This is a genomic window from Mesorhizobium sp. J8, from assembly GCF_016591715.1.
Lineage (GTDB): Bacteria > Pseudomonadota > Alphaproteobacteria > Rhizobiales > Rhizobiaceae > Mesorhizobium.
In genome coordinates, this window is record NZ_AP024109.1 from 4,206,232 (window position 1) to 4,232,080 (window position 25,849).

Genomic DNA, 25,849 nt, shown 5'->3' on the forward strand with positions numbered 1-25,849 from the left:
CTTCCGGTCCGGGTCGGAGAACGCGCTCCGCCAGACTTCCTTATGGATGATGTTGGCGACTTTAGCCCGGCCTGACTCGGGCTCCTTTCACGTGAAGGCGTCGGCCATCGAGCCCTTCTTCTTGGCGATGAAGTCCTTCAGCGCCTCGTCGATGGCCGGATCGAGATGCGGCGCCTCGTAGCTCTCCAGCCAGCGGCGGGCGAGCTCGTTGGCGCGTTGCGGCGCGGTCTTCTCGCCCTCGGCCAGCCACTGCTCGTAGGAATTGTTGTCGGCGATGCTGGAGCGGTAGAAGGCCGTTTGGAAATTCGCCTGCGTGTGGTCGCAGCCGAGATAATGGCTGCCCGGACCGACTTGGCGGATGGCGTCCATCGCCTGGCCGTTTTCCGAGAGGTCGACGCCCTCGCAGAACTTCTGCTGCATGCCGAGCTGGTCGATGTCCATCATGAATTTTTCGTAGCAGGAGGCGAGACCGCCCTCGAGCCAGCCGGCCGAATGCAGCACGAAATTGGTGCCGGCAAGGATGGTCGAGTTGAGCGTGTTGGCGCTCTCATAGGCGGCCTGCGCATCCGGGATCTTCGAGGCGCAGAGCGAACCGCCGGTGCGGAACGGCAGACCGAGCCGGCGCGCGAGCTGGGCGGCGCCGTAGGAGACCAGCGACGGCTCCGGCGTGCCGAAGGTCGGCGCGCCCGACTGCATCGAGATCGACGAGGCGAAGGTGCCGAACAGCACGGGAGCGCCGGGCTTGATCAGCTGCGTGAACGAAGCGCCGGCGAGCACCTCGGCCAGCACCTGCGTCAACGTGCCGGCAACCGTCACCGGGCTCATCGCGCCGGCCAGGATGAAGGGCGTGACGATGCAGGCCTGGTTGTGGCGCGAATAGACCTTCAGCGCGCCGAGCATGGTCTCGTCGAACACCATCGGCGAGTTGGCGTTGATCAGGCTGGTCAGCACCGTGTTGTTCTCGACGAAGTCGTCGCCGAACACGAGCTTGGCCATCGCCACCGTGTCTTCGGCCCGCTCCGGCGCCGTCACCGAACCCATGAACGGCTTGTCCGAGTAGCGGATATGCGCATAGATCATGTCGAGGTGGCGCTTGTTGACCGGCACGTCGACCGGCTCGCACACCGTGCCGCCCGAATGGTGGATCGACGGCGCCATATAGGCGAGCTTCACGAAATTCTGGAAATCCTCGATCGTCGCGTAGCGGCGGTTACCGTCGAGGTCGCGCACGAAGGGCGGGCCGTAGACCGGCGCGAACACGGTCGCATTGCCGCCGATCTGCACCGAGCGTTCCGGATTGCGCGCATGCTGGGTGTAGATGGAAGGCGCGGTCTTCAGGAGCGAGCGGCAGAGGCCCTTGGGGAAGTGCACGCGCTCGCCCTTGACGTCGGCGCCGGCCTCCTTCCACAGCGCCAGCGCCTCGGCGTCGTCGCGGAAGATGATGCCGGTTTCTTCCAGAACCGTGTCGGTGTTCTTCTCGATCAGCGCCAGGCCTTCCTCGTTGAGGACCTCATAGACGTTGATCTTGCGCTTGATGTAGGTGAGCTGGGTGCCCGGACCGCCGCCCGAACGGGCCGCACGGCGTGCCGCCGCGCCGCCGCTGGCGCCGCGACCGCGCCGTCCACCCGACGCTTCCTGCTCGACTGCCGCGTTATCGCTCATGATCGTTCTTCCTATAACTTGGCCTGAATTGGCTGGGGGCGGCCCATCGTCGCCGCTTCTTGCCGGATCGTAGCCATGCACCCTATTGGAAACGGCCAGCCAGCGCCAACGCCTGTCGCAAAATCGACAAGAAAAGCGCCAATTTTTCAGTCGCTTTCCTTTTGCGGGAAGTCGCAAATCAGCTATGGCTTGCTTGCCCTCGCGGGTTAGGTATTGGCGCATCGATTTTTAGGCTGCGGCGAGCATGCCGAGCAGCAAGGAGCCCGAGAAAATGTCCGACGACGAGATCATCCTTTCCGAGCTTTCCGACGACGAACTCGTGCAGCAGATGCATGACGATCTTTATGACGGTCTGAAGGAAGAGATCGAGGAAGGCACCAACATCCTTCTGGAGCGCGGCTGGCAGCCCTATACGGTGCTGACCGAAGCGCTGGTCGAAGGCATGCGCATCGTCGGCGAGGACTTCCGCGACGGCATCCTGTTCGTTCCGGAAGTGCTGCTCTCGGCCAACGCCATGAAGGCCGGCATGGCCATCCTGCGTCCGCTGCTCGCCGCCACCGGCGCGCCCAAGCAGGGCAAGATGGTGATCGGCACCGTCAAGGGCGACATCCACGACATCGGCAAGAACCTCGTCGGCATGATGATGGAAGGCGCCGGCTTCGACGTCATCGACCTCGGCATCAACAACGCGGTCGAGAAATATCTGGAGGCCATCGAGCAGCATCAGCCCGACATCATCGGCATGTCGGCGCTGCTCACCACCACCATGCCCTATATGAAGGTCGTCATCGACACGATGAAGGAGAAGGGCATCCGCGACGATTATGTCGTCCTGGTCGGCGGCGCGCCGCTCAACGAGGAATTCGGCAAGGCCGTCGGCGCCGACGCCTATTGCCGCGATGCCGCGGTCGCGGTCGAGACCGCCAAGGATTTCATGAAGCGCAAGCACAACGTTCGCGCTTCCGCCTGACGCAAGGCATCAGGATGGATCGACAAGAAAAGCCGCGCCTTGCAGCGCGGCTTTTTTGTTCCCAGATGATGGGAGAGGCTGCCGATCAGTTGACAGTGTCTTTGACCGCCCTTGCCGTCGATTTGACGTCCTTGCCGACGCCCCGGATGGTGTTGGCGCAGGCGGTGAGTGCAAGCGCGCAAGCCAGGATGGCGATCGGCGCGACGCGTAGCAGTTTCATGGACGGTGTCTCCCTCGACAGATATTAAGCCCCGCAGCGAAAGCCGGCCCGACTTGGTCAACACGCAAAAAACGGAACCGAATCAAACAGACAGGCTGCTCGTCATCGCCTGCGGGATGATTGCGCGCGAAGTTTTGGCCGTCAAGCAACAGCTAAAGCTCGACCATCTCGAACTGACCTGCCTGCCGGCCGAGTTCCATTTCTATCCGGACCGCATCGCGCCGGCGATGGACAAGGCGATCGAAAAGGCCAAGGCGGAAGGCTACCGGCATATCTTCGTCGGCTATGCCGACTGCGGCACCGGCGGCCTGCTCGACCGCATCATCGACAAACACGGCGTCGAGCGCATGGCCGGGCCGCATTGCTTTGCCTTCTACCAGGGCGCGGAAGCCTATGCGAAGGTCGCCGACGACGACATGATGTCGTTCTACATGACCGACTTCCTTTGCCGCCAGTTCGACGCCTTCTTCATCAAGCCGCTCGGCCTCGACCGGCATCCCGAGCTGATCAAGGACTATTTCGGCAACTACGAGAAGCTGATCTATCTCGCCCAGACCGACGATCCCGAGCTCGACAAGGTTGCCGAGAGGGCCGCCGCCATGCTCGGCCTCGCCTATGAACGCCGCTCGACCGGCTATGGCGACCTGACCGGCGAACTCGCGCGGGCGGCACACAGCACCGCCTGAGAAGGCAGGGCTTCAGACTTCCGCTTCCAGTGCGGCAAGCACGTCGGCAAAACTCGTTCTGCAGACGAAGCCCAGCTTCTCCCTCGCCCGCGACGGATCGTAGACGCGGTCGATCGACGAAAACATCGTCCAGCCCTTCCTGGCGTAAAGGCGCGGATAATCCGGGAAATAGCGTGCGACGACCAAAGGCGCGTCGGCGATGATCTCGGCGCAGTCCTGCGGCCTAAACGGCGTCTGCGCCGAGACGATAAAGATATCGAAGCCCAGGCTCGGCGCCCTCTCCAGCGCCGCGACATGGGCCTCGGCCGCATCCTCGACCGTCAGCCGCCGGAATAGCAGCTCGTTGGCCTTCGTGTTGGCGTCCGACTGTTCGATCGCATGCGCCATGTCGTCCGCTTCGGGAAAGAAGCGTGCGGTACGCAGCACCACCACCGGCAACCCGTGTTCAAGATGGTAGAGACGGCACAGATGCTCGGCCGAAAGCTTCGTCACGCCATAGATGTTGCGCGGCTCGGGCGACAACTCCTCCGTCAGCCAGGCGGCCTTGCGCGCGCCGCCCTGGAAGCCGGCGCGGATTGCCTGCGAGATCATCAGCGACGTCGTCGAGGTAAAGACGAAACGCTCGACGCCGCAGGCAATCGCCGCGTCGAGCAGATTGAGCGTGCCTTGCACATTCGTCGCGACGAAATCCGTATTCTCGAAATGCTCGATGTTCGGCTTGTGCAACGCGCCGCTGTGAATGATGGCCTCGATTCGATTGTCGCGAACAGTTCCGAAGACCAGGTCGCGGTCCGCGACCGAACCGACGACCTGCGTGCGTGCCGAGAGAACCGGATCGAGACCGACCACCTCATGGCCGAGCGCTTCGAGCTTTGGCTGCAGCGCGCTGCCCAACCAGCCGGACGATCCCGTGAGCAAGATCCGCATCGATCAAACCGCCATTTTTTCGAGCTCACGCTGTTAAGCACGGATGACAGGCGAGCGCGAACCGGTAAGTTGTACGCCAGTGACGAAAAGAACTGTTCCAGCAATTGATTTGAGGAAGAGATTTGATGACCCCTCGCCTGCTTTTTGCCGCTCTCGGCCTCGTCGCCCTTACCTTGCCCGCCCATGCCGACGGCGAAGTGCAAAAGCTGATAACCGCCGCCGACAAGGCGCGGCTGGATAAGTATGGCGAAACGCGCAAGGCCCTCGAAGAGGCGAAGGCCGGCAATCCGTCGGAGGTCGAGCAGCTGGATGGCCTGCTCGCCAAGCCGATCGTCGCTTTCTCCGACAAGGACCTCACCGGCAACTGGAAGTGCCGCACCATCAAGGCGGGCGGCATCAGCCCGCTCGTCATCTATGGCTGGTTCAAGTGCAAGGTGACCGACGATGGTTCCGGCTGGCGGCTTACCAAGATCAGCGGCTCGCAACGCACCACCGGCCGCTTCTTCGACGATGGCGAGAAGCGCTCGATCTATCTCGGCTCTTTCTCGGTGAATGACGACAAGGCCAAGCCCTATGGCAGCGGTCCAGAGAGCGATCAGGTCGGCTACGCCTTCCGCAACAGCGCCACCGAATGGCGGATCGAATTCCCCGCGCCCTATTACGAATCGAAGCTCGACATCATGGAATTCAAGCGCTGAGCCTGGCTTTGGCGGCTGACCGAACGCCTTCGGCACACCAAGGATTAACCCGCCCCGCATAGCATCCGCCCGGTTTTCAAAGCGGGTGCCTGCCGTGGCAGCGTCGGAATCGAGTACGCGACCGATCGTGGTCGTCACAGAAGGTGGCTCGCATATCTGGGCCATCGTCAACGCGCTTGCCGATCGCGTCGGTCCCGTCAGCGTCATCCTCGAGAACCCTGAATCCAAAAAGCGCCTGCTCATGGGCCGCGCGCGGCGGCAGGGCTGGATCTCGGCCATCGGCCAGCTCGGCACCATGGTGCTGACCAGGCTCGGCAAGCGCTTCCTTGCGGGTCATGCCGACCGCTTGATCGCCGAGGAAAAGCTCGCGACCGAGCCGCGGCAGGGCCAGACGATCATCCATGTGCCTTCAGCCAACGGACCGGAATGCCTGAAGGAGATCGCGAGCATCGGACCCGGCGTCGTGCTGCTTGCCGGCTGCAGGCTGCTGTCGAAGGACATGCTGGCCAGGATGCCTTGCCCGGTGCTCAACTACCATGCCGGCATCGCGCCGAAATATCGCGGCATGAATGGCGGCTACTGGGCGCTGGCCTCCGGCGATCCGGGGAACTTCGGCACCACCGTGCATCTGGTCGATGCCGGCGTCGACACCGGCGGCGTGCTGAAGCAGGCGCGCGGCAGACCCAGGACGGGCGACACGATTGCCAGCTACGCGCTGCGCCAGGCAGCGTTTTCGCGCGATATCTGCGTCGAGGCGGTGGCGAATGCGCTGGCCGGCAAACTGGAAACCATCGATCCCGGCCTGCCGTCGAAGCAGTGGTATCACCCGACGATCTGGTTCTATCTCTGGACCGGCCTGACCAGACGCGTCTGGTGATCAGCCGGCGACTGATTTCAGCATTCGCTTTGCGTCATCGCCAGCGTCGCTTTTGAAGGGGCGCGCGTCGTCCCATAACAAGCGGGCCAACAGCGCATGCGGCAATGCTCCGACATATCGAGGAGTTGAGAATTCATGGCCGATCTGATCGTCGTCTATTGGCGCGATATCCCCGCCCAGGTCATCGTCAAGAAGGGCCGGCAGAACGCCAAGCGCGAGCTGCCGCTGCGCTTCACCGAGGCGATCGACATGTGCGCCATGCGCACCGGCGCCGGCGGCACCGATGACTATCTGGCGGAATGGCGCAAGGCCGACCCGATTCCGGTCGGCGACGACATCGAGGCCGAGGTCGAGAAGGCCTATCAGGAACTCGACGCGAAATATGACCGCGAGCGGCTGGTCGCTCTGGTCAAGGCTGGCGGGAAAGAAAATGTCTGATAAGCAGCCGGCGGTTACCCAGGCCACTTTGGTCAAGAAGGCAGCGCCGAAATCCGACTACAAGCCTGCCGACGTGTCGCCGCAGCGCCGCGTCCAGCGCACTTTCGCCGTGCGCCTGTGGTCCATCCGCCATTCGCGGTTGCTCGAATGGTTCTACAGCCGGTTCGCCGATGTCTTCCTGCTCCTGCACCCTCTATGGAAGGGCATCGGCTACAGCCGTGTCGAGGCTCCGGTGAAATTCGTCGAGAAGCGCGTCAAGGGCTTCATGTTCGACTGCCGCATGTGTGGTCAGTGCGTGCTCTCCTCCACCGGCATGTCGTGCCCGATGAACTGCCCCAAGCAGCTGCGCAACGGCCCGTGCGGCGGTGTACGCGCCAATGGCAATTGCGAGGTCGAGCCGGACATGCCTTGCGTCTGGGTCAAGGCCTGGGAAGGATCGCGCAACATGGTGCATGGCGACAAGATCCTGACCGTGCAGAAGCCCGTCGACCAGTCGCTGCGCGAAACCTCGGCATGGCTCCGTGTGACCGCGCAGGCGGCCGCCGCGCGCGAGGCAGCTCGGAACCCCGGAGCTCAGGCATGACCGCCCTTCAGCGTGACGAAAACCCGGCCGGCGTCCACCTGCCGCTCGATCCGCTGCCGGGCCATTCCTCGCGCGGCCGGCTGGAGCGCGTGCTGCGCCGCGGCGAGTTCGCGGTGACCACCGAGCTCAACCCGCCCGACAGCGCCGACCCGGAAGACGTCTACAACCGCGCCAAGATCTTCGACGGCTGGGTCGATGCGATCAACGCGGTCGACGCCTCGGGCGCCAACTGCCACATGTCCTCCGTCGGCATCTGCGCGCTGCTCACCCGCATGGGCTATGCTCCGATCATGCAGATCGCCTGCCGCGACAAGAACCGCATCGCCATCCAGGGCGACGTGCTGGGCGGCGCCGCGATGGGTGTGGCCAACATGCTTTGCCTCACCGGCGACGGCGTGCAGGCCGGCGACCAGCCCGGCGCCAAGCCGGTCTTCGACCTCGATTCCATGTCGCTGCTCGAAACCATCCGCATCATGCGCGACAATGGCAAGTTCCTGTCCGGCCGCAAGCTGACGACGCCGCCCCAGGTTTTCCTCGGTTGCGCGGTCAACCCCTTCGCGCCGCCTTACGATTTCCGTCCGATCCACCTCGGCAAGAAGATCGCCGCCGGCGCGCAATTCGCGCAGACGCAGTACTGCTTCGACGTGCCGATGTTCAAAGCCTTCATGCAGAAGGCGCGTGACCTCGGCCACACCGAGAAGCTCTTCCTGCTCTGCGGCGTCGGACCGCTGGCTTCCGCCAAGACGGCGAAGTGGATCCGCTCGAACGTGCCGGGCATCCATATCCCCGACGCGGTGATCAAGCGGCTGGAAGGCGCGCAGGATCAGAAGAAGGAAGGCAAGCAGCTCTGCATCGACATCATCAACGAGGTGAAGGAAATCCCGGGCGTCGCCGGCATCCATGTGATGGCCTACCGCCAGGAGGAATATGTCGCCGAGATCGTCGATGAATCTGGCGTGCTGAAAGGCCGCCAGCCCTGGAAACGCGAGATCCGCCGCGACGACCAGATCGTCGCCCAGCGGCTCGACCACATACTGCACGACGAGATTACCGAAACCCAGGTGGACATGGTGAAGACCGCGCATTGATGTATGTCGCCCAAAAGTGGGAACCGGTTTTGGGGCAACGACATACATGAACTTAGAGTCCAAGAGCGTAGTCGGCACGCATTCGCTTGAACCAAATCAGATAACGATATAAAGAACTCTTTATATCCCGACGGAGAGATCGCATGACCCGCACCATCGTCGCCTCGGCGACCCGAGAAATCGTCATCGGCTTCGATCAGCCCTTCTGCGTGATCGGCGAACGCATCAACCCGACCGGCCGCAAGAAGCTGGCCGCCGAGATGGTGGCCGGCAACTTCGAGACCGTCGTCAAGGACGCGCTGGAACAGGCCGCCTGCGGCGCCACCATGCTCGACGTCAATGCCGGCGTCACCGCCGTCGACCCCAACGCGACCGAGCCGGCGCTTCTGGTGCAGACGCTCGAGATCGTGCAGGGTCTGGTCGATCTGCCGCTGTCGATCGATTCTTCGGTGACAGCCGCGATCGAGGCCGCACTGAAGGTCGCCAAGGGTCGTCCGCTGGTCAATTCCGTCACCGGCGAGGAAGAAAAGCTCGAGGCGATCCTGCCGCTGGTCAAGAAATACAACGTCCCGGTCGTCGCCATTTCCAACGACGAGACCGGCATCTCGATGGATCCGGACGTCCGCTTCGCCGTCGCCAAGAAGATCGTCGAGCGCTGCGCCGACCATGGCATCCCGTCGCATGACGTCGTGGTCGACCCGCTGGTGATGCCGATCGGCGCGCTGGGCGATGCCGGCCGCCAGGTGTTCGCGCTGCTGCGGCGGCTGCGCGAGGAGCTCAAGGTCAACACCACCTGCGGCCTTTCCAACATCTCCTTCGGCCTGCCGCACCGCCACGGCATCAACGCCGCCTTCATCCCGATGGTGATCGGCGCCGGCATGACGAGCGCCATCATGAACCCGGTCCGGCCGCAGGAGATGGAAGCTGTGCGCGGCGCCAATGTGCTCAACGGCACCGACGAGAACTGCACCAACTGGATCCGTACCTATAAGGATTACAAGCCGGCCGAAGGCGGCCATGCCGTCGCCGCCCCGGTCGCGGTCACCGCTCCCGGCGACGGCGCCGCCGCTGCCGGCGGCCGTCGCCGCGGCGGCCGCGAAGCCCGCATGGCCAGGGGGTAAGCGCGCAATCGTGAACCGCACCGCAAACACGGCTGGTCCGATCGCATCGCGGATGCGCTCGGACAGCTCTGCTTTGCGTTCAGGCCGCGCCCAATATGGCGTCGAACAACGCCATTCCCGCCCACGATCCGAAGATGCCCGTCACGCCGCCGACGATGAAATCATCGTCATAGGCGGGCCAGTACGCGTGCAGCACCAGGGTTCCGACGATCGCGCCGAGAATCCCGGTGGCGAGGTATTGCGGATTGCGCAGCCACGAGCCCTTGATCACGCGCACCATGGTGAACGCGGTGAAGATGGCGGAGAGCAGAAGATCCGACATGGTTGGCCCCTGGACCAATGGACTCTCCGCCCAATAGTAGAACGATCCGTTAAACGGCATCGGCAATTGCCATCGAGACACGTGCCAGCATGAATCCTCCCCCCAACATCACTGATCCGCTCGTGCTGTTCATGCCGTCGGGCAAGCGCGGCCGGTTCCCCGTCGGCACGCCGGTCCTCGACGCGGCGCGCCAGCTCGGCGTCTATGTCGAAAGCGTGTGTGGCGGCCGCGCCACCTGCGGGCGCTGCCAGATCGAGGTGCAGGAAGGCAATTTTGCCAAGCACAAGATCGTCTCGTCCAACGACCACATCTCGCCCAAGGGTGCCAAGGAAGAGCGCTACGAGCGCGTGCGCGGCCTGCCAGAGCGGAGGCGCCTCTCCTGCTCGGCGCAGATCCTCGGCGATCTCGTCATCGACGTGCCGCAGGACACGGTCATCAACGCCCAGACCATCCGCAAGGACGCCGACACCAGGGTGATCGCCCGCGATACGGCGATCCGCATGTGTTATGTCGAGATCGAAGAGCCCGACATGCACAAGCCGCTCGGCGACCTCGACCGGCTCAAGATCGCCCTGATGAAGGACTGGGGCCTCAAGAATCTCGAATTCGACTTCTATCTGCTGCCGCAGGTGCAGGGCATCCTGCGCAAGGGCAACTGGACCGCGACCGCAGCCATCCACAAGGATGCCGACAGCGACATCGCGCGCGTCATCGCGCTGTGGCCCGGCCTGAAGAACGAGGCTTACGGCCTCGCCTGCGACATCGGCTCGACCACAATCGCCATGCATCTGGTGTCGCTGCTCTCGGGCCGCGTCGCCGCCTCTTCCGGCACGTCCAATCCGCAGATCCGCTTCGGCGAGGATCTGATGAGCCGCGTCTCCTATGTGATGATGAATCCGGACGGCCGAGAGGGCATGACGGTCGCCGTGCGCGAGGCGGTCTCCGGCCTCGTGGACAAGGTCTGCGCGGAAGGCAATGTCCAGCGCGCCGACATCCTGGATTCCGTCTTCGTCGGCAATCCGATCATGCATCATCTGTTCCTCGGCATCGATCCGACCGAGCTCGGCGGCGCGCCCTTCGCGCTCGCCGTCTCCGGCGCGGTGCGCATCAAGGCCTCCGACATCGGCCTGAAGCTCAACCAGGGCGCGCGCCTCTACATGCTGCCCTGCATCGCCGGCCATGTCGGCGCCGATGCCGCCGCCGTCACACTGTCGGAAGGGCCGCATCGCCAGGACGAGATGATGCTGATCGTCGATGTCGGCACCAATGCCGAGATCGTGCTCGGCAACTCCACGCGCGTGGTCGCGGCTTCCTCGCCCACCGGCCCCGCCTTCGAGGGCGCGGAAATCTCCGGCGGCCAGCGCGCCGCGCCCGGCGCCATCGAGCGCGTGCGCATCGATCCCGACACGTTGGAGCCGCGCTACCGCGTTATCGGCTCGGAGCTCTGGTCCGATCAGCCGGGCTTTGCCGAAAGCGTTCAGGCGACCGGCGTCACCGGTATTTGCGGCTCCGGCATCATCGAGGTGATCGCCGAGATGTACCTGTCGGGCATCATTTCCGAGGACGGCGTCGTCGACGGCTCGCTCAGCATGCGCTCGCCGCGCATCGTGTCCAACGGCCGCACCTTCTCCTACGTGCTGAAGGAGGGTGAGCCGAAGATCACCATCACCCAGAACGACGTGCGCGCCATCCAGCTTGCCAAGGCCGCGCTCTATGCCGGCACCAAGCTGTTGATGGAAAAGCAGCACACCGAGCATGTCGACCGCATCCATTTTGCCGGCGCCTTCGGTTCCTTCATCGATCCGAAATACGCCATGGTGCTTGGTCTGATCCCGGACTGTGACCTCGACAAGGTCTCGGCCGTCGGCAACGCCGCCGGCGCCGGCGCCCGCATGGCGCTGCTCAATCGCGGCTACCGGCGTGAGATCGAGGATACCGTGAGCAGGATCGAGAAGATCGAGACGGCGCTGGAGCCGAAGTTTCAGGAGCACTTCGTCTACGCCATGGCGCTGCCGAACAAGGTCGACCCTTTCCCCAAGCTGGCCTCCGCGGTGAAGTTGCCGCCGCGCAAGGTGATGGGCGAGAACGGCGCTTCCGGCGACGCCACCCCGCGCCGGCGCTCGCGCGAGGAGCGCGCGGCACGGCGCGGCCGCGACTAGAGCAATTCCAGGAAAAGTGTGAGCGGTTTTCCGCCCGGAATTGCGTAAAAACAAGGAGATAGAGCATTTCACCATTTCCGTGAAACGGTGAAATGCTCCAACGTTTCAGCTCATTCCGCGGCTCCCGCAGCCGCCGCGCTTCTTGCCTTGACCGCCGCCTTCGGGCGTTGCGGATGCAGCAGCCCGATCAACGGCTTTTCGACGATCAGATAGAGCATCGCCGAGAGCGCAAGCGTGGCGACCAGGATCATCGCCGGCTGCAAAGCCCCGGGAATCCCGGCCCTCAGGACGACGCCCGTCGCCAGCACGCCGACCACGACATGCCATAGGTAAATCGAATAGGACGCGTCGCCGAGGAACGTGGGCAGGGCGGCCGGCTTGAACGGCCGCGCCCGCTCGGCAAAGACCCCGCCCGCCACGATCAACGCGGCCGGAAGCCCCCAGCGCAAGGCGCGAGGCAAATCGGCATCGAAAAGCGTGCCGGCCGCAAGGAGAAGGAAGCCGGCGCCGGCCATGGCCATCGCCGCCCCGAGCGGCAGCCTGGCGCCCTGCAACCACAAGCGCCCCACGACGACGCCGGCCGCGAACTCGATCACGACTGGATCGGTGAAGGCATGCGCATATCCCGCGGGAAGGACGAAATGCAGCGCGACGATGGCGACAAGCGCGCCCACGAGAACGCCGAACCGCCAGCGCTCGCCGAGGAACAGGACGAGCGTGAAGACGAGATAGAACATCATCTCATAGCAAAGCGTCCAACCCTGTATGACGATGGGATGCAGCGCCCCCTCCTGCAGGACCGGCAGGAAGAACAGCGAGCCGACGAAATTCGACACGCTGAAGAAATGGCCGTAGAAGAACTGTGGCTTGAGCAGGATGCCCGCCGCGGTCAGCAGCGTGACGATCCAGTAGAGAGGCACGATGCGGGTGATCCGGCGCCCCATGAAACGCCAGGGATCGGCCGGTCTGCCGGCCGTCGTCACCCACATGATGAAGCCGCTGATGACGAAGAAGACGTCGACGCCGGCTGCTCCGACGTCGAACGGACCCCCGAACTGCTCGCTGACGTGAAAGCAAACGACCGCGCAGGCGGCGAGGCCGCGCAGATATTGAATACTATGTATGCTCGTCACGATGCCCTGACCCGTATCGCATCATGCTGCGGTGCACACACCCCACGCCGCATTGCACAATAACAATGCAGCCGGTCGCCTCTGTCAACCGCCGATGGCAGCTATTCGGACCGGAACCGGCACGCCGGCCTGCTCAATTCATTTGTATGCAAATGTTTCCGGATCCACGCGATCCGGAAACCGAAACGCTGTTCTCGCGAAATCGACCCGATACATGCGTGACGCATTTAGCGGCCATCGCACGGCGGCAGCGATCATCCTCGGCCGCCATTGCTCTTCAAGGGAGATGAAAAATGTCGATGTTCGGAAATCTCAGCCGCTTCGGTGTCACCATCAGGCAGGCTCATGCCAGGAACAAGGCGATCCGCGCGCTCAACGATCTGCCGGCGCATGTCCAGAAGGATATCGGCTGGCCGGCCTCGCCGCCGAGCGACCCGCAGGCAGCCCTTCACGCGCTGCTTCTGGGCACGCCGCGCTGATGACTTTCGCCGACAAATGCAAGCTGCTCGGCAAACGCCGGGGCCGCGACGCGGTTCCGGCGGCCGGCGACAACAAGCTGCGCGCCGCGCTGCTGCCGAAGCGGCCTTAGGGCAATTCCAGGAAAAGTGCGCAGCGGTTTTCCGTCCGGAATTTCGCAAACAACGAACTGGCACCATTGCATCACGCCGATGGGCCAGCGGCGGAACCTTGACATTTTTAACTGCGGTACAATCTTCGAATAGCGGGGGAATTCTCTTAGTCGGCTCTGCCGAAGTCCGTGTATCCGCATGCCAAGTTTGAAAAGCCATCTCGTTTCGTTCGTTCTCAGGCACAGCCGCAAGAAGGCGTTTTCCAGTCCCGAGAACCTGCACCGTTGGATCGCCTACGCCCGCAAGACCGAGGGCTATCATCCGCCGGCCTTGCTGAAGGCGCGGCTGGACATCACCGAGACCGAGATCGACGGCTTTCCCGTCTATGAGATCGCGCCTAAGGCGGGCGAGCGCCGACGCATCCTTTACATGCATGGCGGTGCCTATGTCTTTCAGATCACCTCCTACCACTGGGGGTTGATCGCCGAGATGGCCGAGCGTCTCGGTTTCGGCATCACCGTGCCGATCTACCCAATCGCGCCCGAGCATAATTTCCACGACATGTTCGGCATGGTCGGCGAGGTCTACCGGCGCATGCTCGAAGAGACCGACGCCGAGGACATCGTCTTCATGGGCGATTCCGCCGGCGGCAACATGGCGGTCGTGCTGACCATGATGGCGGCCGAGGAAGGCCTGCCCTCGCCGTCCCGTCACGTGCTGATCTCACCCGGCCTCGACGTTTCGCTTGCAAATCCTGAAGTCTTCGAAGCCGAGCGGCAGGATCCGTGGCTGGGTATTCCGGGTGGGCTGGAAGCGGTGCGGCTCTACAGCGCCGGTTTCGACCGCAAAGACTGGCACATCAGCCCGCTCTACGGCGACTTATCCGTGCTGCCGAAGACGCTGCTGCTGACCGGTTCACGCGACATGCTGACACCAGACAATCTGATCTTCGCCGAGCGCGCGCGCGCCGCCGGCGTCGAGGTCGACGTGGTCTATGAAGAGGGCATGTTCCACGTCTGGCCGCTGATCGAGATGCCCGAGGCACGCCGCGCGCGTGACAGCATCGTCGACTTTCTCAGCCTGCCGGCACCGCGCCATGCTCGGGCGCGGCGCAGGAGAAGGGCTGCCCTCGCAGCCCGCACGGCACCGGCCGCCGAGTAGCTCAGAACTTGCCGGTCTCGCGGAACAGTTCGAACGTCGCCCGGATATGGTCGGCCACGGCCTTCACCGGCGCGCTGGCGTCGGGCGCCACCACCATGGCGAGATTGTAGGTACCGATCTCGGGCATGCCATCCTTGGCCCCCAGCGAGACCATCTCGTCGCCGAGGAAGGATTTTGGCAGCGGCGCCACCGCGAGGTCGGCCATGATCGCGGCGCGCTGGCCGGCCGTGTGGGCGCTCATATAGGCGATGCGGTAATTGCGGCCTTCACGTCCAAGCGCTTCCAGGGCCCCTGCCCGCCACGCGCAGCCTTCCTCCCACAGCGACACCGGCAAGGGCTCGCGCAGATGCGCGCAGCCGCCCTTGGCGCCGGCCCACACGATCGGTTCGGTCAACAGTACCTCGGCGCCGATCGCGCTGGTCTTGTAGGAATTGGTGAGCAGCGTGATGTCGAGCGCGCGGTCGTCCATGCGCCGGCGCAGGTTGATGCTCTGGTCGATGGTGACGTCAACAGCGATCGAGGGATGCGACTGCGCGAAGCGCTTCAGCACATGCGGCAGCACCCGCTCGCCATAATCGTCGGGGGAGCCGAGCCGCACCACGCCGACAATGTCGGGGATGATGAACTTCGACACCACCTCGCGGTTGATCGACAACAGCCGGCGCGCATAGCCGAGCAGCATCTCGCCATCCGTGGTCAGCGTCACCGAGCGCGCATCGCGCGCGAAGACCGAACGGCCAAGGATGTCCTCAAGCTTCTTGATCTGCATGGAGACGGCGGACGGCGTGCGGAACACCGCATTGGCGGCCGTGGTGAAGCTGCCGGTCTCGGCGATCGCGACGAAAGTGCGCAGCACATCGAGATCAAGCAGCGGCAGCGGGTGGTTGAGCGGGGCATTCATGGGAGCCTGCTTTCAATTTTTCTGATGCAATTCATCATTCCATTTCGTTTGATTGAACATCACTCCGGGCGCATAGTCAACTTGATCGATGCGGGATGCTGCCAAAAGCAGCCATTAGACGATCATGACACAGTCCTGCAATCGACGCGAAATGAAGCTGAAACAGACCTGACTTAAGGCAATGACGGGCGCCTCCCAGCCCGCATAGAGGAGAGAGAAATGTCTATCCTGTCGTCCATCGGTCGGCTTGCGACCGAATTCAGCGCGGCCCGCGCCCGCTATCAGACCGAACGCGCCATCCATGCGCTACCGATCGAACTGCAGAAGGATATCGGCTGGCCCGAAGCCGCCGACGCCAAGACCGGCTTGCGCCTCGGCGTCGGGAACTGGGCTGGAGCGAAGTAATTAAGTGTGTATGGAGTTCTGAAGGCCTGCCGCATCAGCTCGGCGGGCCTTTTTGTTATGGTTTTTGTTTGCATTCAAATGAGTTTTCCAGCCATGCGGCCGCTGCATGACGCACATGAACCACTCGCATAGCGGGTTAACAGGCCAGTTAAAGCACTGTAAATAATAGGAAATTTCGGTCACATTGCCCAAAAATGTCGCAAACCATGTCGCTTTTCATATCAAGCGCTTCGTTTTTGCGATTTAGTTTTTGCTGAAGTGAGCCTATATGGGCCGCAGCAAAAACGAGCTGCCCCACTCCTTAAAGCGAAGGCGACCCGTCTGAGCAACCAAATGGAGATGGATGATGAAGCTCTTTGCCCGCCTGTTCACCCGCCGCGAAATGAACCTGACGACCGCTTTGGAGCGTCAGCGTCTAGCCAAGACCATGCCTGGTCAGACCGGCGCCGTGGCCGCCGCTCGTCTCGGCTTTGTCGCCTGAGACAATTCGGCTACTGAATTAACGCCGCCCGGCTTGCCAGGCGGCCTTTTTGTATGGGCGTTGGACCTGATCTCGGCGCGGGGACAGCTTGCAGTTGCACGAATTGCCCATTTGCGACCCGTGTCGCAAATTTAATCTTCACTTAGCCGCCTACCCGATTGACAGGAATGGTTTTTCCTGTTGTCGCTATGCTGTTCGCGACATCCTGTTCGCGTCATGGCTGCGTGAGGTTTCCCCGTGAATGCCGTAAAGCACCCGATCAAGAGATCGTTTGTATTTTTCCTCGTTCCCGACTTCACCATGATCGCCTTCGCGACGGCGCTCGATCCGCTGCGCTCGGCAAACCGGATGCTCGGCTACGAAGCCTATAGCTGGCGCCTGGCAAGCATCGACGGCAAGCCGGTCCGCGCCTCGAACGGCGTCGAATGCGCCGTCAACACCTCGCTCGAAGAGGAGCGCAGGAAGATGGCCGGGCCGGACCGCCCGAACATGGCGATCGTCTGCAGCGGCATCAATGTCGAGCGCTACCAGAACAAGTCCGCCTTTGCCTGGCTGCGCGAGGAATACAACCGCGGCGTCGCCGTCGGCGGCCTGTGCACCGGCGCCCACATCCTGGCCGCCGCCGGCCTGCTCTCCAACAAGCGCTGCGCCATCCACTGGGAGAACCTGCCGGGCTTTTCCGAGGCGTTCCCCAAGGCCAATGTCTTTGCCGACCTCTTCGAGGTCGACCAGAACATCTATACCTGCGCCGGCGGCACCGCCGCGCTCGACATGATGCTGAAGCTGATCGGCGACGATTTCGACGAGAGCCTCGTCAACCGCGTGTGCGAGCAGGTGCTGACCGACCGGGTGCGCAGCCCGACCGACCGCCAGCGCCTGCCGCTGCGTGCCCGCCTCGGCGTTCAGAACTCGAAGGTGCTCACCATCATCGAGCTGATGGAAGCCAACCTCGCCGAGCCGCTGTCGCTGATCGAGATCGCCGACCATGTCGATCTTTCCCGCCGGCAGATCGAGCGCCTGTTCCGCACCGAAATGGGCCGCTCGCCCGCCCGCTACTATCTGGAAATCCGGCTCGACCGCGCCCGGCACCTGCTCATCCAGTCGTCGATGCCGGTGGTGGAAGTGGCGGTCGCCTGCGGCTTCGTCTCGGCCTCGCATTTCTCAAAATGCTATCGCGAGCTCTATGCGCGCTCGCCGCAGCAGGAACGCGTCGACCGCAAGCAGTTGCTGGCGGCCTGATCCCAAGTTCCGATTATGCCCCAGCTGACTGCGTCTGCGCCGTCCGCATGGCCTCAACGCGGATGTCTTCGGTGAGCTGTGCCTTGAGCACGGAGAATTCCGGGCTGGTCTTCAGCGTGTAATGGCGCGGATGCGGTAGGTCGACCGGCACGTCGGACTTGATGCGGCCAGGCCGCGCGCTCATCACGATCACCCGCGACGCCATGAAGATCGCCTCCTCGATGTCATGGGTGACGAACAGCACTGTCTTCTTGCGCCGCTCCCAGATCCCGAGCAGCAATTCCTGCATCAGCCCGCGCGTCTGGTTGTCGAGCGCGCCGAACGGCTCGTCGAGCAGCAGGATTTCCGGGTCGTTGGCCAGCGCCCGCGCGATCGCCGTGCGCTGCTGCATGCCGCCCGACAGCTGCTTCGGCCAATGGTTCTCGAAGCCCCTCAGACCGACGAGATCGATATAGGAGGCGACGATCTCGTTGCGCTCGCGCTCGGGCCGGTTTTGCTCACGCAGGCCGAAACCGATGTTCTCGGCGACCGTCAGCCAGGGAAACAGCGTGTAGGACTGAAACACCATGCCGCGGTCCGGTCCCGGCCTTGTGACCGCCCTGCCGTCGAGCAGCACGCGGCCGGTGCTCGGCGCTTCCAGGCCGGCGACGATCCTGAGCAAAGTCGACTTCCCGCAACCGGATGGCCCGAGGATGGTGATGAAGTCATTGGCCGCGACCGCGAGGTCGACGGGCTGCAGCGCCCGCACCGGCTCCCCGCCCCCGACCCCGGCAAAGGTCCGCGAGACGCCCTCGATCAGAAGCTTGCTCATGCCAGGCTCCACGGATAGAGCCAGCGGTTGAGCGCCTTGAAGGCGAAATCGGACAGAAGCCCGATCAGCCCGATGACGATGATGCCGAAGATGATCTGCCCCGTCGCCAGCCGCGACTGGCTGTTGATGATCATGTAGCCGATGCCCGACGACGAGCCGATCAGTTCGGCGACGATCACATAGGTCCAGGCCCAGCCCAGCACCAGCCGCAGCGTTTCGGCGATCTCCGGCGCGTTGGCCGGCATGATGACGCGCTTGACGATGCCGTTGTCGGTCGCGCCCAGCGTATAGGCGGCCTCGACCAGGTCGCGGCGCGTTGCGCCGACCTTGACCGCGACGATCAGGATGATCTGGAACACCGAGCCGACGAAGATCACCAGCAGCTTTTCCAGTTCCCCGATGCCGGCCCACAGGATGAGCAGCGGAATGAAGGCCGACGCCGGCAGGTAGCGCGCAAAGGAGACGAACGGCTCGAGGAAGGCTTCGACCGGCTTCCAGGCGCCCATGGCGATGCCGATCGGCACCGCGACGATCGACGCCAGCACGAAGCCGCCGAAGACACGCCAGATGGTGATCAGGATGTCGAGCCAAAACCGGTCTTCGACCAGCAGCCGCCAGCCGTCTCTAAGCATCGACAGCGGATCAGCCAGAAAGATCCGGTTCACATGACCTCCGAGCGTGATCCATGCCCAGAACGCCACGAAAAGCACGAAGAAGGTGATGCCGAGCACAGTTCGCGTGCCCGGCTGAACGGGGTACAAGGGACGCAGCATCAGGCCCTGTCCTTAAAGCATGTCTCCCAAAAGTGGAAACCCGTTTCGGGTAAAGGCATGCGTAATTCAACGAGCTAAAGCGCGAGGAGCGCATCTGAAGGATCGCGGCGCGCTCAGGGGGAAGGGATCGGCGGCGTGACACCGCCGATCGGGCGATGCGCGATCAGTTGGCGACCGCGCTGGTGTCGGCAAGCGTCGTCACATCCGGCGCTTCCTTGATCAGCCCCATCTGCAGCAGGAGCTCGGCGGCGGTCTTGGAAAAGTCCTGGAAATCCTTGGTGAAGAACTGCTTGTTCTCCGCCTTGTCGGCCCATTTCAGGTACTTGGCCGAGTCCTCGAACTCCTTGGCAGACTGCTTCACGTCGGCGCCCATGATCTCGTAGGATTTCTGCGGGTCCTTCTTGATCATGTCGAGCGCGTCGAAATAGCTGTCGGCGAGCGCCTTGGCCGCATCGGGATTGGCCTTGAGGAAGCTCGGCGTGCAGCCGACCGTATCCATCACCATCGGATAGTCGAGCGTGGTCGCCAGGATGTGGCCCTGGTCGGCCTTGTCGCGGACGGCCGAGATGAAGGGTTCGTAAGTAACGGCGGCGTCGTTCTGGCCGGCCAGGAAGGCCTGCGCCGCCGCATCCGGCTCCAGGTTGACGACGGTGACGTCCTTGGTCGACATGCCGTTCTTGTTGAGCACCCAGGCGAGCAGGAAGTAGGGCGAGGTGCCGGGCGCGGACGAGGCGACGTTCTTGCCCTTGAGATCGGCGACGGTCTTGATGTCGTTGCGCACGACGATGCCGTCGGCGCCGTAGGATTTGTCGAGCTGGAAGATCTGTTTGGTGGTGACGCCGCTGGCGTTCCACACCATCCAGGTTTCGACCGTGGTCGCCGCGCATTGCAGGTCGCCGCTGGCGATGGCCAGCGGACGGCTTGCCTGCGGCACTTTCTTGAGCGTGACGTCGAGCCCGTGCTTTTCGAAAAGCCCCGCCTGCTTGGCCAAGGTCAGCGGCGCGAAGCCGGTCCAGCCGCTGATGCCGATGGTGAGCGAGGTGGCTGCCATCGCCGGCGTGCCAAGCGCCGCGGCCGCCGTCAGCGCCGCCGCGAAAATGGAGGTTCTGTTCATTGTGGTTCCCCTTTTTGTGGTGAGCGCGAATTGTCTCACAGACGCCAAAAGGCTTGTCAATGAAGCAGAAGCCGCAGGCGACGATGGTCCAATCCTCCGGCGTCGCGACGGCCGACCTGGAAGGGCTTCTCGATCCGTTACGGCATGCCCCAGCCGCGGTTGCGCCACATCTTCTCGCCCACCAGGCAGTCCGCTGCCGGCCTGTCGTCGGCGAGCACGACCGGCGGATGCGTGGCCTCTCCGGCCGCCCATTGCGGTGAAGCCGGACCGGCGAGCTCCAGCACCAGCTTGCGGCGGATCGCTTCGGGAAACTGCGTCCAGTCATTGACCGGGATCATGAAGGCGCCAGGCCCACCGATGACGCAGTCACTGTAATAGCGGTCGAGATTTTCGACATCGAAGGCGCCGCTGAAACCGCCGCGCGTCATCAACGGCAGTCCGTTGATGGTGATGCCTTGCTTGACCACCTCGTCGCGGGTGAGGTCGACCGGCGCGCCCTGGTTGTTGGGCCCGTCACCGGAAACGTCGATGACGCGCTTCGTCCCCTGGAACCCGCTCTCGGCGAACAGATCGCTGCCGAAGCTCAGCGCGCCGGAGATCGAGGTCCGCCGGGCGCTGTCCGGCGGGCGGGCATTGAGCTGAGCCACCACTCTCTCGGCATCGGCGCGATTGGCGATCACCGTCCATGGCACGATGACGCGCTGCCAGGTCGTGCCCGCCCATTCCACATAGGTGACGGCGATCTTGCCATAGGCGCCGTCGGCGATGGCCTTGAGCACATTGTCATGCGTGAGCGCCGCAGCGTAGCCGTGGCGCTGGATCTCCAGCTCGGCCGGCGACATGGAGAGCGAAACGTCGACCGCCAGCACCAGTTCGACATCGACGGGCTCGGCGGGAGAAGCTGCCGGCGTAAGCCAAAGCGCCAGCGCCAGGGCGGCACCGGCCGAGACGATATGCCTTGCGCGGGCATAAGCGGACATGGGGGAAGGTTAGGCGAAAATCGTTCCGCGCAAAAGCCGGGAATTTCCCGGCATTGGATTTTCGGCCGGCGTAGTCTTCTAAAAATATCGCGCGAGATTCGAACGGATGCGCTCCAGCACCGTGGCCCCGGACAGGTCGGGCACGAATTTCGCGCCCGTGATCGCCTCATAGGCCTGGATATAGACCGCCGAAGCCTGGTTGATGATCTCGTCCGGAATTTGCGGGATCGGGTCCTTGTAGGGATCGCACCGCGCCGACACCCATGAGCGGATAAAATCCTTGTCGAAACTCCGCGGCCGCCCGCCGCTTGCAAATGCCTCGTCGTAGCTCGCGGCGATCCAATAACGGCTGCTGTCGGGCGTATGGATTTCGTCCGCCAGCATAATGGTGCCGTCCGCCGCCGTGCCGAATTCATATTTGGTGTCGGCCAGGATCAGGCCGCGTTCGGCGGCGCGCTGCTGGCCGCGGGCAAACAGCTGCAGCGCGTAGCGCGATACGGTGTCCCACTGCGCCTGCGTCAGCAGGCCCTGCTCGAGGATCTCGGCTTCCGACAGGGGCTCGTCATGGCCGCCATGGGCGGCCTTGCTGGTCGGCGTGATGATCGCTTGGGGCAGCTTTTCATTGTCGCGCAGCCCGTCGGGAAAGCTGTGGCCGTAGAGGCTGCGTTCGCCTTTCCGGTATTTGGTCAGGATCGAGGTGCTGGTGGTTCCCGCCAGATAACCGCGCACGACCATCTCGACCGGCAGCATGTCGAGCCGCCTGCCGACGACGACATTGGGGTCGGGATATTCCAGCACGTGGTTGGGACAAATGTCGGCGGTTTCCTCGAACCAGTAGCGCGCCGTCTGGGTGAGGACCTGCCCTTTAAACGGGATCGAGGCCAGGATCGTGTCGAACGCGCTCAGACGATCGGTGGCGATGATGATGCGGCGCCCGTCCGGCAGATCGTAATTTTCGCGCACCTTGCCGTTGTAGCGGTTGGGCAGCTCGGGAATGAAGGCGTCGGACAGGATGCGCATGGACGAATGGCTTTCGCGGACTCTGATGGGCCACATAAGCCGCTGGCCCCCGGCACATCAAGCCGGATGCTGCGGAACGGGCTTCTTCTTGCCGGCAGCGCGAAACGCCCGCCAGTTCGGCCTGAAGGACGGTGGAATCCACAGCAGAATTCCGGCTGTTGCCGCAGGCACGATGACCGCGAAGCGCAGAAGCGAAAGCACGACGCCGCAGAAGCCGACGATCCGCACAGCGGCATCCGTGCCGAAGCGCGGCGCAAGCAGATGCCTGGCGATCGCCCCACCATCGAGCGGAAATGCCGGAAGGAGGTTGAGAATGGCCAGAATCGCGTTCACCAATGCGCCAAGCCAAAGCGTCCACTCAAGAAGCGTGTCCGGTCTCGGCGGCGGCGAACTGAAAAGACCGTCCGGATCGACAGGCAACAAGGGCCGGGCAAGAAGGTAATAGGCAGAAAAGCCCGCCGCCAGCATGATGTTCACCAACGGTCCGGCGAAGGCGATCCACGCCCAGCCATAAGGCGAAGCCGCGCCCGGCTTGAACCAGGCGATTCCGCCGAAGAGGTACAGATCTATCCGTTGGGTGCCTATGCCTTGTCTGCGTGCCGCCCAGACATGGGCAAGCTCGTGCAGGAACACCGACAGGAACAAAAGCGCTGCGAATGTGACGGTATGCGTCAGCGCTAGCCTGGGGTGCCTCGACCACTCATGAAGAAACGGCAGGATGGCTGGAATAGCAAAGGTCCAGCTGACATGAACGGGAATGTCTCCCTTCATCGTGAAGACGAATGCGTCGTTTTTCCTGTCCCAGCCGAACCGTTGCACGATGCCCACCCCGCCCTGCGCAAACGCTACGCGAGAATCTCGGCCCGCACAAAAGCAAAAGCCCGACCGAAGCCGGGCCCTGCATCTTTCTGCCTCCGGTCCTCAGCTCCTCGGCTTGAGGTTCTCCGGGTCGTAGAGCGGCTTGTAGCCGACGCCGGCCACCTCGACCGGATAGGTCTCGCCAAAATACTCGACCTGCAGCTTGCGGCCTTCTTGGGCATAGGCCCAGGGCAGATACGCAAGCGCGATGTTCTTGCCGATCGTCGGGCCATAGGCGACCGAGGTGGTGAAGGAGCGGCGGCCGAGTTCGTCGACCAGCGTCTCGCCCGTGGCCGGGTCCATTACCGGCATGGTGCCGACCGGGTAACGCGCAACGCCCTTGGAATCGATGTTGTCGGTCATCACCAGCGTGCACAGCATCGCCGGCTGGTGCTCGCGGGCGCGGTATTCCAGATGCTTGGCCTTGCCGCAGAAGTCGTTCTCCTTGACCTTCGGACGGGCAAGGTCGGCCTCGAGCAGATTGTACTCGGTAAGCAGATCGGCGTTCTGCAGCCGCAGGCTCTTTTCCATGCGGCGCGTGTTGGCATAGGTCTCGACGCCGAAAGGCATGACGCCGGTCGAGCGCAGCGCGTCCCAGACGGCGAGGCCGTCCTCGTAGCGCATATGCAGTTCCCAGCCCTGCTCGCCGACATAGGAGATGCGGAAGGCGGTGACGTCCTTGCCGCCGATCTTGATCGGCTTGATCGCGGCGAAAGGGAAATTCTCCGGCGTCAGCCCGTTCGGATCCTCGACCACCTTCTGCAGGGTCGTGCGCGCGTTCGGCCCCCAAATGCCGATGGTGACGTATTTTTCGGTCACGTCGGTCACGGTGGCGTCGAAGCCTTTGTCCTGCGCGGTGCGCTGCATGTAGCGGAAATCGCGCGGGCCGGCATCGGCGCCGTCTATCACTCTGCAGCGGTCGGCCATGCGGATCACGGTGAAGTCGGCGCGCACCATGCCTTCCTCGTCGAGAAAGTGGGTGTAGATGCCCTTGCCGATGTTGTTGTCGCCGCCGATCTTGGCCGCGCACAGCCATTCGAGTAGGGCGACGTGGTCCGGTCCCTCGACGTCATACATCGAGAAATGCGACAGGTTGACTATGCCGCAATCCTCGCTCATCGCCAGATGCTCGGCGTTGGATACACGCCAGAAATGGCGGTTGTCCCATTCGTTCTCGCGCACCGGCACGCGGTTGCCGTATTTTTCCAGGAGATGCTCGTTGGCGGCATAGCCGTGGGCGCGCTCCCAGCCGCCCAGTTCCATGAAATAGCCGCCGAGTTCCTTCTCGCGCTCATAGAACGGCGAGCGGCGGACGTTGCGGCCCTTCGAGAACGGCTCGCGCGGATGCACCGCCGGATTGTAGACCTTCATCGCCGTCTCGGTGCAGCGGTCCCAGATGAACTGTTCCTGCATCTGGTGCGGATAGAAGCGCGAATAGTCGATCTGGTGATGGTCGATCGACGTGCGGCCGTCAGTCATCCAGTCGGCGATCAGCTTGCCCATGCCCGGCCCGTCCTTGACCCAGATGGCGACGGCGTACCACAGGCCCCTCACCTTCTGGCTTTCGCCCATCGACGGGCCGCCATCGGTGGTCACCTGCAGCAACCCGTTGAAGGAATGGCCCTCATTGTAGCCGAGCTCGCCGAGGATCGGCGTCAGTTCCATGGCGCGCTCCAGCGGCGCCATGATCTGCTCCATGTCGAGATCGCGCTGCGACGGCGAAAGCCGCGCCTCGTGCTTTTCGAGCAGATCGCGCGGGTGGCAGAGACGCGGATTGGTCTCCTCGTAATAGCCCCATTCGATCTGCCCGCCCTCGGCGGTCTTCGGATCGCCGGTGTCGCGCATATAGGCCGAGTTGCCCTGGTCGCGCAGCAGCGGCCAGCCGATCTCCTTGCCAGTGCCGGCGAACTCGTTGTAGGGGCCGAAGAAGGTGAGCGGATGGTCGATCGGCATGACCGGCAGATCCTCGCCGACCAGCGCCGCGGTGAGCCGGCCCCAGATGCCGGTGCAGACCACGACATAATCGGCCTCGATCGTGCCGCGCTCGGTCACCACGCCTTTGATGCGGCCGTTCTCGACGATCAGTTCCTTGGCCGACGTGTTGGCGAAAGCCTGAAGCTTGCCGGCAGCGATACCCTGGTCGACCAGCTTGCCAGCCACCGTCTGCGAGCGCGGAATGACGAGGCCGGCGTCGGGATCCCACAGGCCGCCCTGCACCAGATGTTCCTCGATCAGCGGGAATTTCTCCTTGATCTCGGCCGGCTCGATCAGTCGGGCGCGGGTGCCGAACGCCTTGGCGGAGGCCACCTTGCGCTTGATCTCGTCCATGCGGGCATCGTCGCCGACGCGGGCGACCTCCAGGCCGCCGACGCGCGCGTAGTGACCCATCTTCTCGTAGAAATCAATGGAGTAGAGCGTCGTCCAGCAGGACAGGAAATCGTGGCTGGTCGTGTAGCAGAAGTCCGAGGCGTGCGCCGTCGAGCCGATATCGGTCGGGATGCCCGACTTGTCGATGCCGACGATATTGTCCCAGCCGCGCTCGATCAGGTGGTGGGCGACGGACGCGCCGACGATACCGCCCAGACCGACGATGACGACCTTCGCCTTTTTCGGAAACTCTGCCATTGCCCGCGACTCCAAAGGGATAAAGCGG

27 protein-coding genes are annotated in these 25,849 nt (G+C 63.5%); 14 read left to right on the top strand and 13 right to left on the bottom strand.

The window, feature by feature from the left end; all coding sequences use genetic code 11:
* Nucleotides 1-87: 87 nt before the first annotated feature.
* Nucleotides 88-1,662 carry a trimethylamine methyltransferase family protein gene (locus MJ8_RS20230; RefSeq protein WP_140749528.1) on the bottom strand — a complete coding sequence of 525 codons (1,575 nt, stop codon included), beginning with the start codon at nucleotides 1,660-1,662 and terminating at the stop codon, nucleotides 88-90.
* A 271-nt stretch (nucleotides 1,663-1,933) separates the two neighbouring features.
* Here MJ8_RS20230 and MJ8_RS20235 point away from each other — a divergent pair, with 271 nt between their 5' ends.
* Nucleotides 1,934-2,632 (top strand): corrinoid protein, encoded by a 699-nt coding sequence (locus MJ8_RS20235; protein ID WP_041004332.1) that lies wholly within the window; start codon nucleotides 1,934-1,936, stop codon nucleotides 2,630-2,632.
* An 85-nt stretch (nucleotides 2,633-2,717) separates the two neighbouring features.
* Here the strand turns inward: MJ8_RS20235 and MJ8_RS20240 are convergent, their stop codons facing one another.
* The gene (locus tag MJ8_RS20240) at nucleotides 2,718-2,852 is read right to left on the bottom strand and encodes an entericidin A/B family lipoprotein (protein ID WP_042645015.1); all 135 of its coding nucleotides are present in this window, start codon (nucleotides 2,850-2,852) and stop codon (nucleotides 2,718-2,720) included.
* Between the two features lie 53 nt (nucleotides 2,853-2,905).
* Here MJ8_RS20240 and MJ8_RS20245 point away from each other — a divergent pair, with 53 nt between their 5' ends.
* On the top strand, nucleotides 2,906-3,538 hold the full coding sequence (locus tag MJ8_RS20245; protein ID WP_201410535.1) for a DUF1638 domain-containing protein: 633 nt from the start codon (nucleotides 2,906-2,908) through the stop codon (nucleotides 3,536-3,538).
* 12 nt (nucleotides 3,539-3,550) lie between these two features.
* Here MJ8_RS20245 and MJ8_RS20250 read toward each other — a convergent pair whose 3' ends face one another.
* Nucleotides 3,551-4,465: an NAD-dependent epimerase/dehydratase family protein gene (locus MJ8_RS20250; protein ID WP_201410536.1), complete on the bottom strand. Its 915-nt coding sequence runs from the start codon at nucleotides 4,463-4,465 to the stop codon at nucleotides 3,551-3,553.
* A 125-nt stretch (nucleotides 4,466-4,590) separates the two neighbouring features.
* Here MJ8_RS20250 and MJ8_RS20255 point away from each other — a divergent pair, with 125 nt between their 5' ends.
* The 6 genes from MJ8_RS20255 (at nucleotide 4,591) to MJ8_RS20280 (ending at nucleotide 9,270) form a co-directional block, all read left to right on the top strand.
* Nucleotides 4,591-5,163 (top strand): DUF4893 domain-containing protein, encoded by a 573-nt coding sequence (locus tag MJ8_RS20255; protein ID WP_201410537.1) that lies wholly within the window; start codon nucleotides 4,591-4,593, stop codon nucleotides 5,161-5,163.
* A 94-nt stretch (nucleotides 5,164-5,257) separates the two neighbouring features.
* The gene (locus MJ8_RS20260) at nucleotides 5,258-6,040 is read left to right on the top strand and encodes a formyl transferase (protein WP_201410538.1); all 783 of its coding nucleotides are present in this window, start codon (nucleotides 5,258-5,260) and stop codon (nucleotides 6,038-6,040) included.
* 135 nt (nucleotides 6,041-6,175) lie between these two features.
* Nucleotides 6,176-6,478 (top strand): virulence factor, encoded by a 303-nt coding sequence (locus tag MJ8_RS20265; protein WP_127863411.1) that lies wholly within the window; start codon nucleotides 6,176-6,178, stop codon nucleotides 6,476-6,478.
* Nucleotides 6,471-7,061 (top strand): methylenetetrahydrofolate reductase C-terminal domain-containing protein, encoded by a 591-nt coding sequence (locus tag MJ8_RS20270; protein WP_201410539.1) that lies wholly within the window; start codon nucleotides 6,471-6,473, stop codon nucleotides 7,059-7,061. The genes MJ8_RS20265 and MJ8_RS20270 overlap by 8 nt, the downstream gene beginning before the upstream one ends.
* Nucleotides 7,058-8,149 carry a methylenetetrahydrofolate reductase gene (locus MJ8_RS20275; RefSeq protein ID WP_201410540.1) on the top strand — a complete coding sequence of 364 codons (1,092 nt, stop codon included), beginning with the start codon at nucleotides 7,058-7,060 and terminating at the stop codon, nucleotides 8,147-8,149. The genes MJ8_RS20270 and MJ8_RS20275 overlap by 4 nt, the downstream gene beginning before the upstream one ends.
* A 143-nt stretch (nucleotides 8,150-8,292) precedes the next feature.
* On the top strand, nucleotides 8,293-9,270 hold the full coding sequence (locus tag MJ8_RS20280) for a methyltetrahydrofolate cobalamin methyltransferase (RefSeq protein ID WP_201410541.1): 978 nt from the start codon (nucleotides 8,293-8,295) through the stop codon (nucleotides 9,268-9,270).
* 79 nt (nucleotides 9,271-9,349) lie between these two features.
* Here the strand turns inward: MJ8_RS20280 and MJ8_RS20285 are convergent, their stop codons facing one another.
* Nucleotides 9,350-9,592 (bottom strand): hypothetical protein, encoded by a 243-nt coding sequence (locus MJ8_RS20285; protein WP_225247974.1) that lies wholly within the window; start codon nucleotides 9,590-9,592, stop codon nucleotides 9,350-9,352.
* An 89-nt stretch (nucleotides 9,593-9,681) separates the two neighbouring features.
* On the opposite strand from MJ8_RS20285, the gene MJ8_RS20290 reads away from it, so the two are divergent.
* Entirely contained in the window at nucleotides 9,682-11,751 is a 2,070-nt protein-coding gene (locus MJ8_RS20290; RefSeq protein WP_201410543.1) for an ASKHA domain-containing protein, read from the top strand.
* A gap of 110 nt (nucleotides 11,752-11,861) precedes the next feature.
* Here MJ8_RS20290 and MJ8_RS20295 read toward each other — a convergent pair whose 3' ends face one another.
* Nucleotides 11,862-12,884 (bottom strand): acyltransferase family protein, encoded by a 1,023-nt coding sequence (locus MJ8_RS20295; RefSeq protein ID WP_225247975.1) that lies wholly within the window; start codon nucleotides 12,882-12,884, stop codon nucleotides 11,862-11,864.
* 293 nt (nucleotides 12,885-13,177) lie between these two features.
* Here MJ8_RS20295 and MJ8_RS20300 point away from each other — a divergent pair, with 293 nt between their 5' ends.
* Nucleotides 13,178-13,363: a hypothetical protein gene (locus tag MJ8_RS20300; RefSeq protein ID WP_181174730.1), complete on the top strand. Its 186-nt coding sequence runs from the start codon at nucleotides 13,178-13,180 to the stop codon at nucleotides 13,361-13,363.
* A 288-nt stretch (nucleotides 13,364-13,651) separates the two neighbouring features.
* Nucleotides 13,652-14,614 (top strand): alpha/beta hydrolase, encoded by a 963-nt coding sequence (locus tag MJ8_RS20305; RefSeq protein WP_201410544.1) that lies wholly within the window; start codon nucleotides 13,652-13,654, stop codon nucleotides 14,612-14,614.
* Nucleotide 14,615: 1 nt separating this feature from the next.
* Here the strand turns inward: MJ8_RS20305 and MJ8_RS20310 are convergent, their stop codons facing one another.
* A complete protein-coding gene (locus MJ8_RS20310; protein WP_040981895.1) occupies nucleotides 14,616-15,515 on the bottom strand; it encodes a LysR substrate-binding domain-containing protein in 900 nt (299 codons plus the stop codon).
* A gap of 219 nt (nucleotides 15,516-15,734) precedes the next feature.
* Here MJ8_RS20310 and MJ8_RS20315 point away from each other — a divergent pair, with 219 nt between their 5' ends.
* The 3 genes from MJ8_RS20315 (at nucleotide 15,735) to MJ8_RS20320 (ending at nucleotide 17,640) form a co-directional block, all read left to right on the top strand.
* Complete coding sequence (locus MJ8_RS20315; RefSeq protein ID WP_201410545.1) at nucleotides 15,735-15,920, top strand: hypothetical protein; 186 nt, start codon at nucleotides 15,735-15,737, stop codon at nucleotides 15,918-15,920.
* Between the two features lie 346 nt (nucleotides 15,921-16,266).
* Nucleotides 16,267-16,401, top strand: coding sequence for a hypothetical protein (locus MJ8_RS32565; protein WP_263649178.1), 135 nt, complete (start codon nucleotides 16,267-16,269; stop codon nucleotides 16,399-16,401).
* A 300-nt stretch (nucleotides 16,402-16,701) separates the two neighbouring features.
* The gene (locus MJ8_RS20320; RefSeq protein ID WP_412177120.1) at nucleotides 16,702-17,640 is read left to right on the top strand and encodes a GlxA family transcriptional regulator; all 939 of its coding nucleotides are present in this window, start codon (nucleotides 16,702-16,704) and stop codon (nucleotides 17,638-17,640) included.
* Between the two features lie 13 nt (nucleotides 17,641-17,653).
* Here the strand turns inward: MJ8_RS20320 and MJ8_RS20325 are convergent, their stop codons facing one another.
* The 7 genes from MJ8_RS20325 to MJ8_RS20355 form a co-directional block, all read right to left on the bottom strand.
* Entirely contained in the window at nucleotides 17,654-18,451 is a 798-nt protein-coding gene (locus tag MJ8_RS20325) for an ABC transporter ATP-binding protein (protein WP_201410547.1), read from the bottom strand.
* Nucleotides 18,448-19,224: an ABC transporter permease gene (locus MJ8_RS20330; protein WP_201410548.1), complete on the bottom strand. Its 777-nt coding sequence runs from the start codon at nucleotides 19,222-19,224 to the stop codon at nucleotides 18,448-18,450. The genes MJ8_RS20325 and MJ8_RS20330 overlap by 4 nt, the downstream gene beginning before the upstream one ends.
* A 163-nt stretch (nucleotides 19,225-19,387) precedes the next feature.
* Nucleotides 19,388-20,338, bottom strand: coding sequence for an ABC transporter substrate-binding protein (locus tag MJ8_RS20335; protein WP_201410549.1), 951 nt, complete (start codon nucleotides 20,336-20,338; stop codon nucleotides 19,388-19,390).
* Between the two features lie 137 nt (nucleotides 20,339-20,475).
* On the bottom strand, nucleotides 20,476-21,318 hold the full coding sequence (locus MJ8_RS20340; RefSeq protein WP_201410550.1) for a DUF1194 domain-containing protein: 843 nt from the start codon (nucleotides 21,316-21,318) through the stop codon (nucleotides 20,476-20,478).
* A 78-nt stretch (nucleotides 21,319-21,396) separates the two neighbouring features.
* Nucleotides 21,397-22,338, bottom strand: coding sequence for a phosphoribosylaminoimidazolesuccinocarboxamide synthase (locus MJ8_RS20345; RefSeq protein WP_201415507.1), 942 nt, complete (start codon nucleotides 22,336-22,338; stop codon nucleotides 21,397-21,399).
* 57 nt (nucleotides 22,339-22,395) lie between these two features.
* Complete coding sequence (locus MJ8_RS20350) at nucleotides 22,396-23,166, bottom strand: site-2 protease family protein (RefSeq protein ID WP_210345611.1); 771 nt, start codon at nucleotides 23,164-23,166, stop codon at nucleotides 22,396-22,398.
* Nucleotides 23,167-23,259: 93 nt separating this feature from the next.
* On the bottom strand, nucleotides 23,260-25,821 hold the full coding sequence (locus MJ8_RS20355) for a GcvT family protein (RefSeq protein ID WP_201410552.1): 2,562 nt from the start codon (nucleotides 25,819-25,821) through the stop codon (nucleotides 23,260-23,262).
* Nucleotides 25,822-25,849: the final 28 nt, after the last annotated feature.

Excerpts from the sequence above, each read along its gene's own strand:
- MJ8_RS20315 (WP_201410545.1), top strand. The coding sequence starts at position 15,735 with ATGTCTATCCTGTCGTCCATCGGTCGGCTTGCGACCGAATTCAGCGCG.
- MJ8_RS20290 (WP_201410543.1), top strand. The coding sequence starts at position 9,682 with ATGAATCCTCCCCCCAACATCACTGATCCGCTCGTGCTGTTCATGCCG.
- MJ8_RS20265 (WP_127863411.1), top strand. The coding sequence starts at position 6,176 with ATGGCCGATCTGATCGTCGTCTATTGGCGCGATATCCCCGCCCAGGTC.
- MJ8_RS20330 (WP_201410548.1), bottom strand. The coding sequence starts at position 19,224 with ATGCTGCGTCCCTTGTACCCCGTTCAGCCGGGCACGCGAACTGTGCTC.
- MJ8_RS20340 (WP_201410550.1), bottom strand. The coding sequence starts at position 21,318 with ATGTCCGCTTATGCCCGCGCAAGGCATATCGTCTCGGCCGGTGCCGCC.
- MJ8_RS20335 (WP_201410549.1), bottom strand. The coding sequence starts at position 20,338 with ATGAACAGAACCTCCATTTTCGCGGCGGCGCTGACGGCGGCCGCGGCG.
- MJ8_RS20285 (WP_225247974.1), bottom strand. The coding sequence starts at position 9,592 with ATGTCGGATCTTCTGCTCTCCGCCATCTTCACCGCGTTCACCATGGTG.
- MJ8_RS20325 (WP_201410547.1), bottom strand. The coding sequence starts at position 18,451 with ATGAGCAAGCTTCTGATCGAGGGCGTCTCGCGGACCTTTGCCGGGGTC.
- MJ8_RS20310 (WP_040981895.1), bottom strand. The coding sequence starts at position 15,515 with ATGAATGCCCCGCTCAACCACCCGCTGCCGCTGCTTGATCTCGATGTG.
- MJ8_RS20230 (WP_140749528.1), bottom strand. The coding sequence starts at position 1,662 with ATGAGCGATAACGCGGCAGTCGAGCAGGAAGCGTCGGGTGGACGGCGC.
- MJ8_RS20270 (WP_201410539.1), top strand. The coding sequence starts at position 6,471 with ATGTCTGATAAGCAGCCGGCGGTTACCCAGGCCACTTTGGTCAAGAAG.
- MJ8_RS20240 (WP_042645015.1), bottom strand. The coding sequence starts at position 2,852 with ATGAAACTGCTACGCGTCGCGCCGATCGCCATCCTGGCTTGCGCGCTT.
- MJ8_RS32565 (WP_263649178.1), top strand. The coding sequence starts at position 16,267 with ATGAAGCTCTTTGCCCGCCTGTTCACCCGCCGCGAAATGAACCTGACG.
- MJ8_RS20250 (WP_201410536.1), bottom strand. The coding sequence starts at position 4,465 with ATGCGGATCTTGCTCACGGGATCGTCCGGCTGGTTGGGCAGCGCGCTG.
- MJ8_RS20275 (WP_201410540.1), top strand. The coding sequence starts at position 7,058 with ATGACCGCCCTTCAGCGTGACGAAAACCCGGCCGGCGTCCACCTGCCG.
- MJ8_RS20320 (WP_412177120.1), top strand. The coding sequence starts at position 16,702 with ATGATCGCCTTCGCGACGGCGCTCGATCCGCTGCGCTCGGCAAACCGG.
- MJ8_RS20345 (WP_201415507.1), bottom strand. The coding sequence starts at position 22,338 with ATGCGCATCCTGTCCGACGCCTTCATTCCCGAGCTGCCCAACCGCTAC.
- MJ8_RS20280 (WP_201410541.1), top strand. The coding sequence starts at position 8,293 with ATGACCCGCACCATCGTCGCCTCGGCGACCCGAGAAATCGTCATCGGC.
- MJ8_RS20355 (WP_201410552.1), bottom strand. The coding sequence starts at position 25,821 with ATGGCAGAGTTTCCGAAAAAGGCGAAGGTCGTCATCGTCGGTCTGGGC.
- MJ8_RS20300 (WP_181174730.1), top strand. The coding sequence starts at position 13,178 with ATGTCGATGTTCGGAAATCTCAGCCGCTTCGGTGTCACCATCAGGCAG.
- MJ8_RS20255 (WP_201410537.1), top strand. The coding sequence starts at position 4,591 with ATGACCCCTCGCCTGCTTTTTGCCGCTCTCGGCCTCGTCGCCCTTACC.
- MJ8_RS20305 (WP_201410544.1), top strand. The coding sequence starts at position 13,652 with ATGCCAAGTTTGAAAAGCCATCTCGTTTCGTTCGTTCTCAGGCACAGC.
- MJ8_RS20235 (WP_041004332.1), top strand. The coding sequence starts at position 1,934 with ATGTCCGACGACGAGATCATCCTTTCCGAGCTTTCCGACGACGAACTC.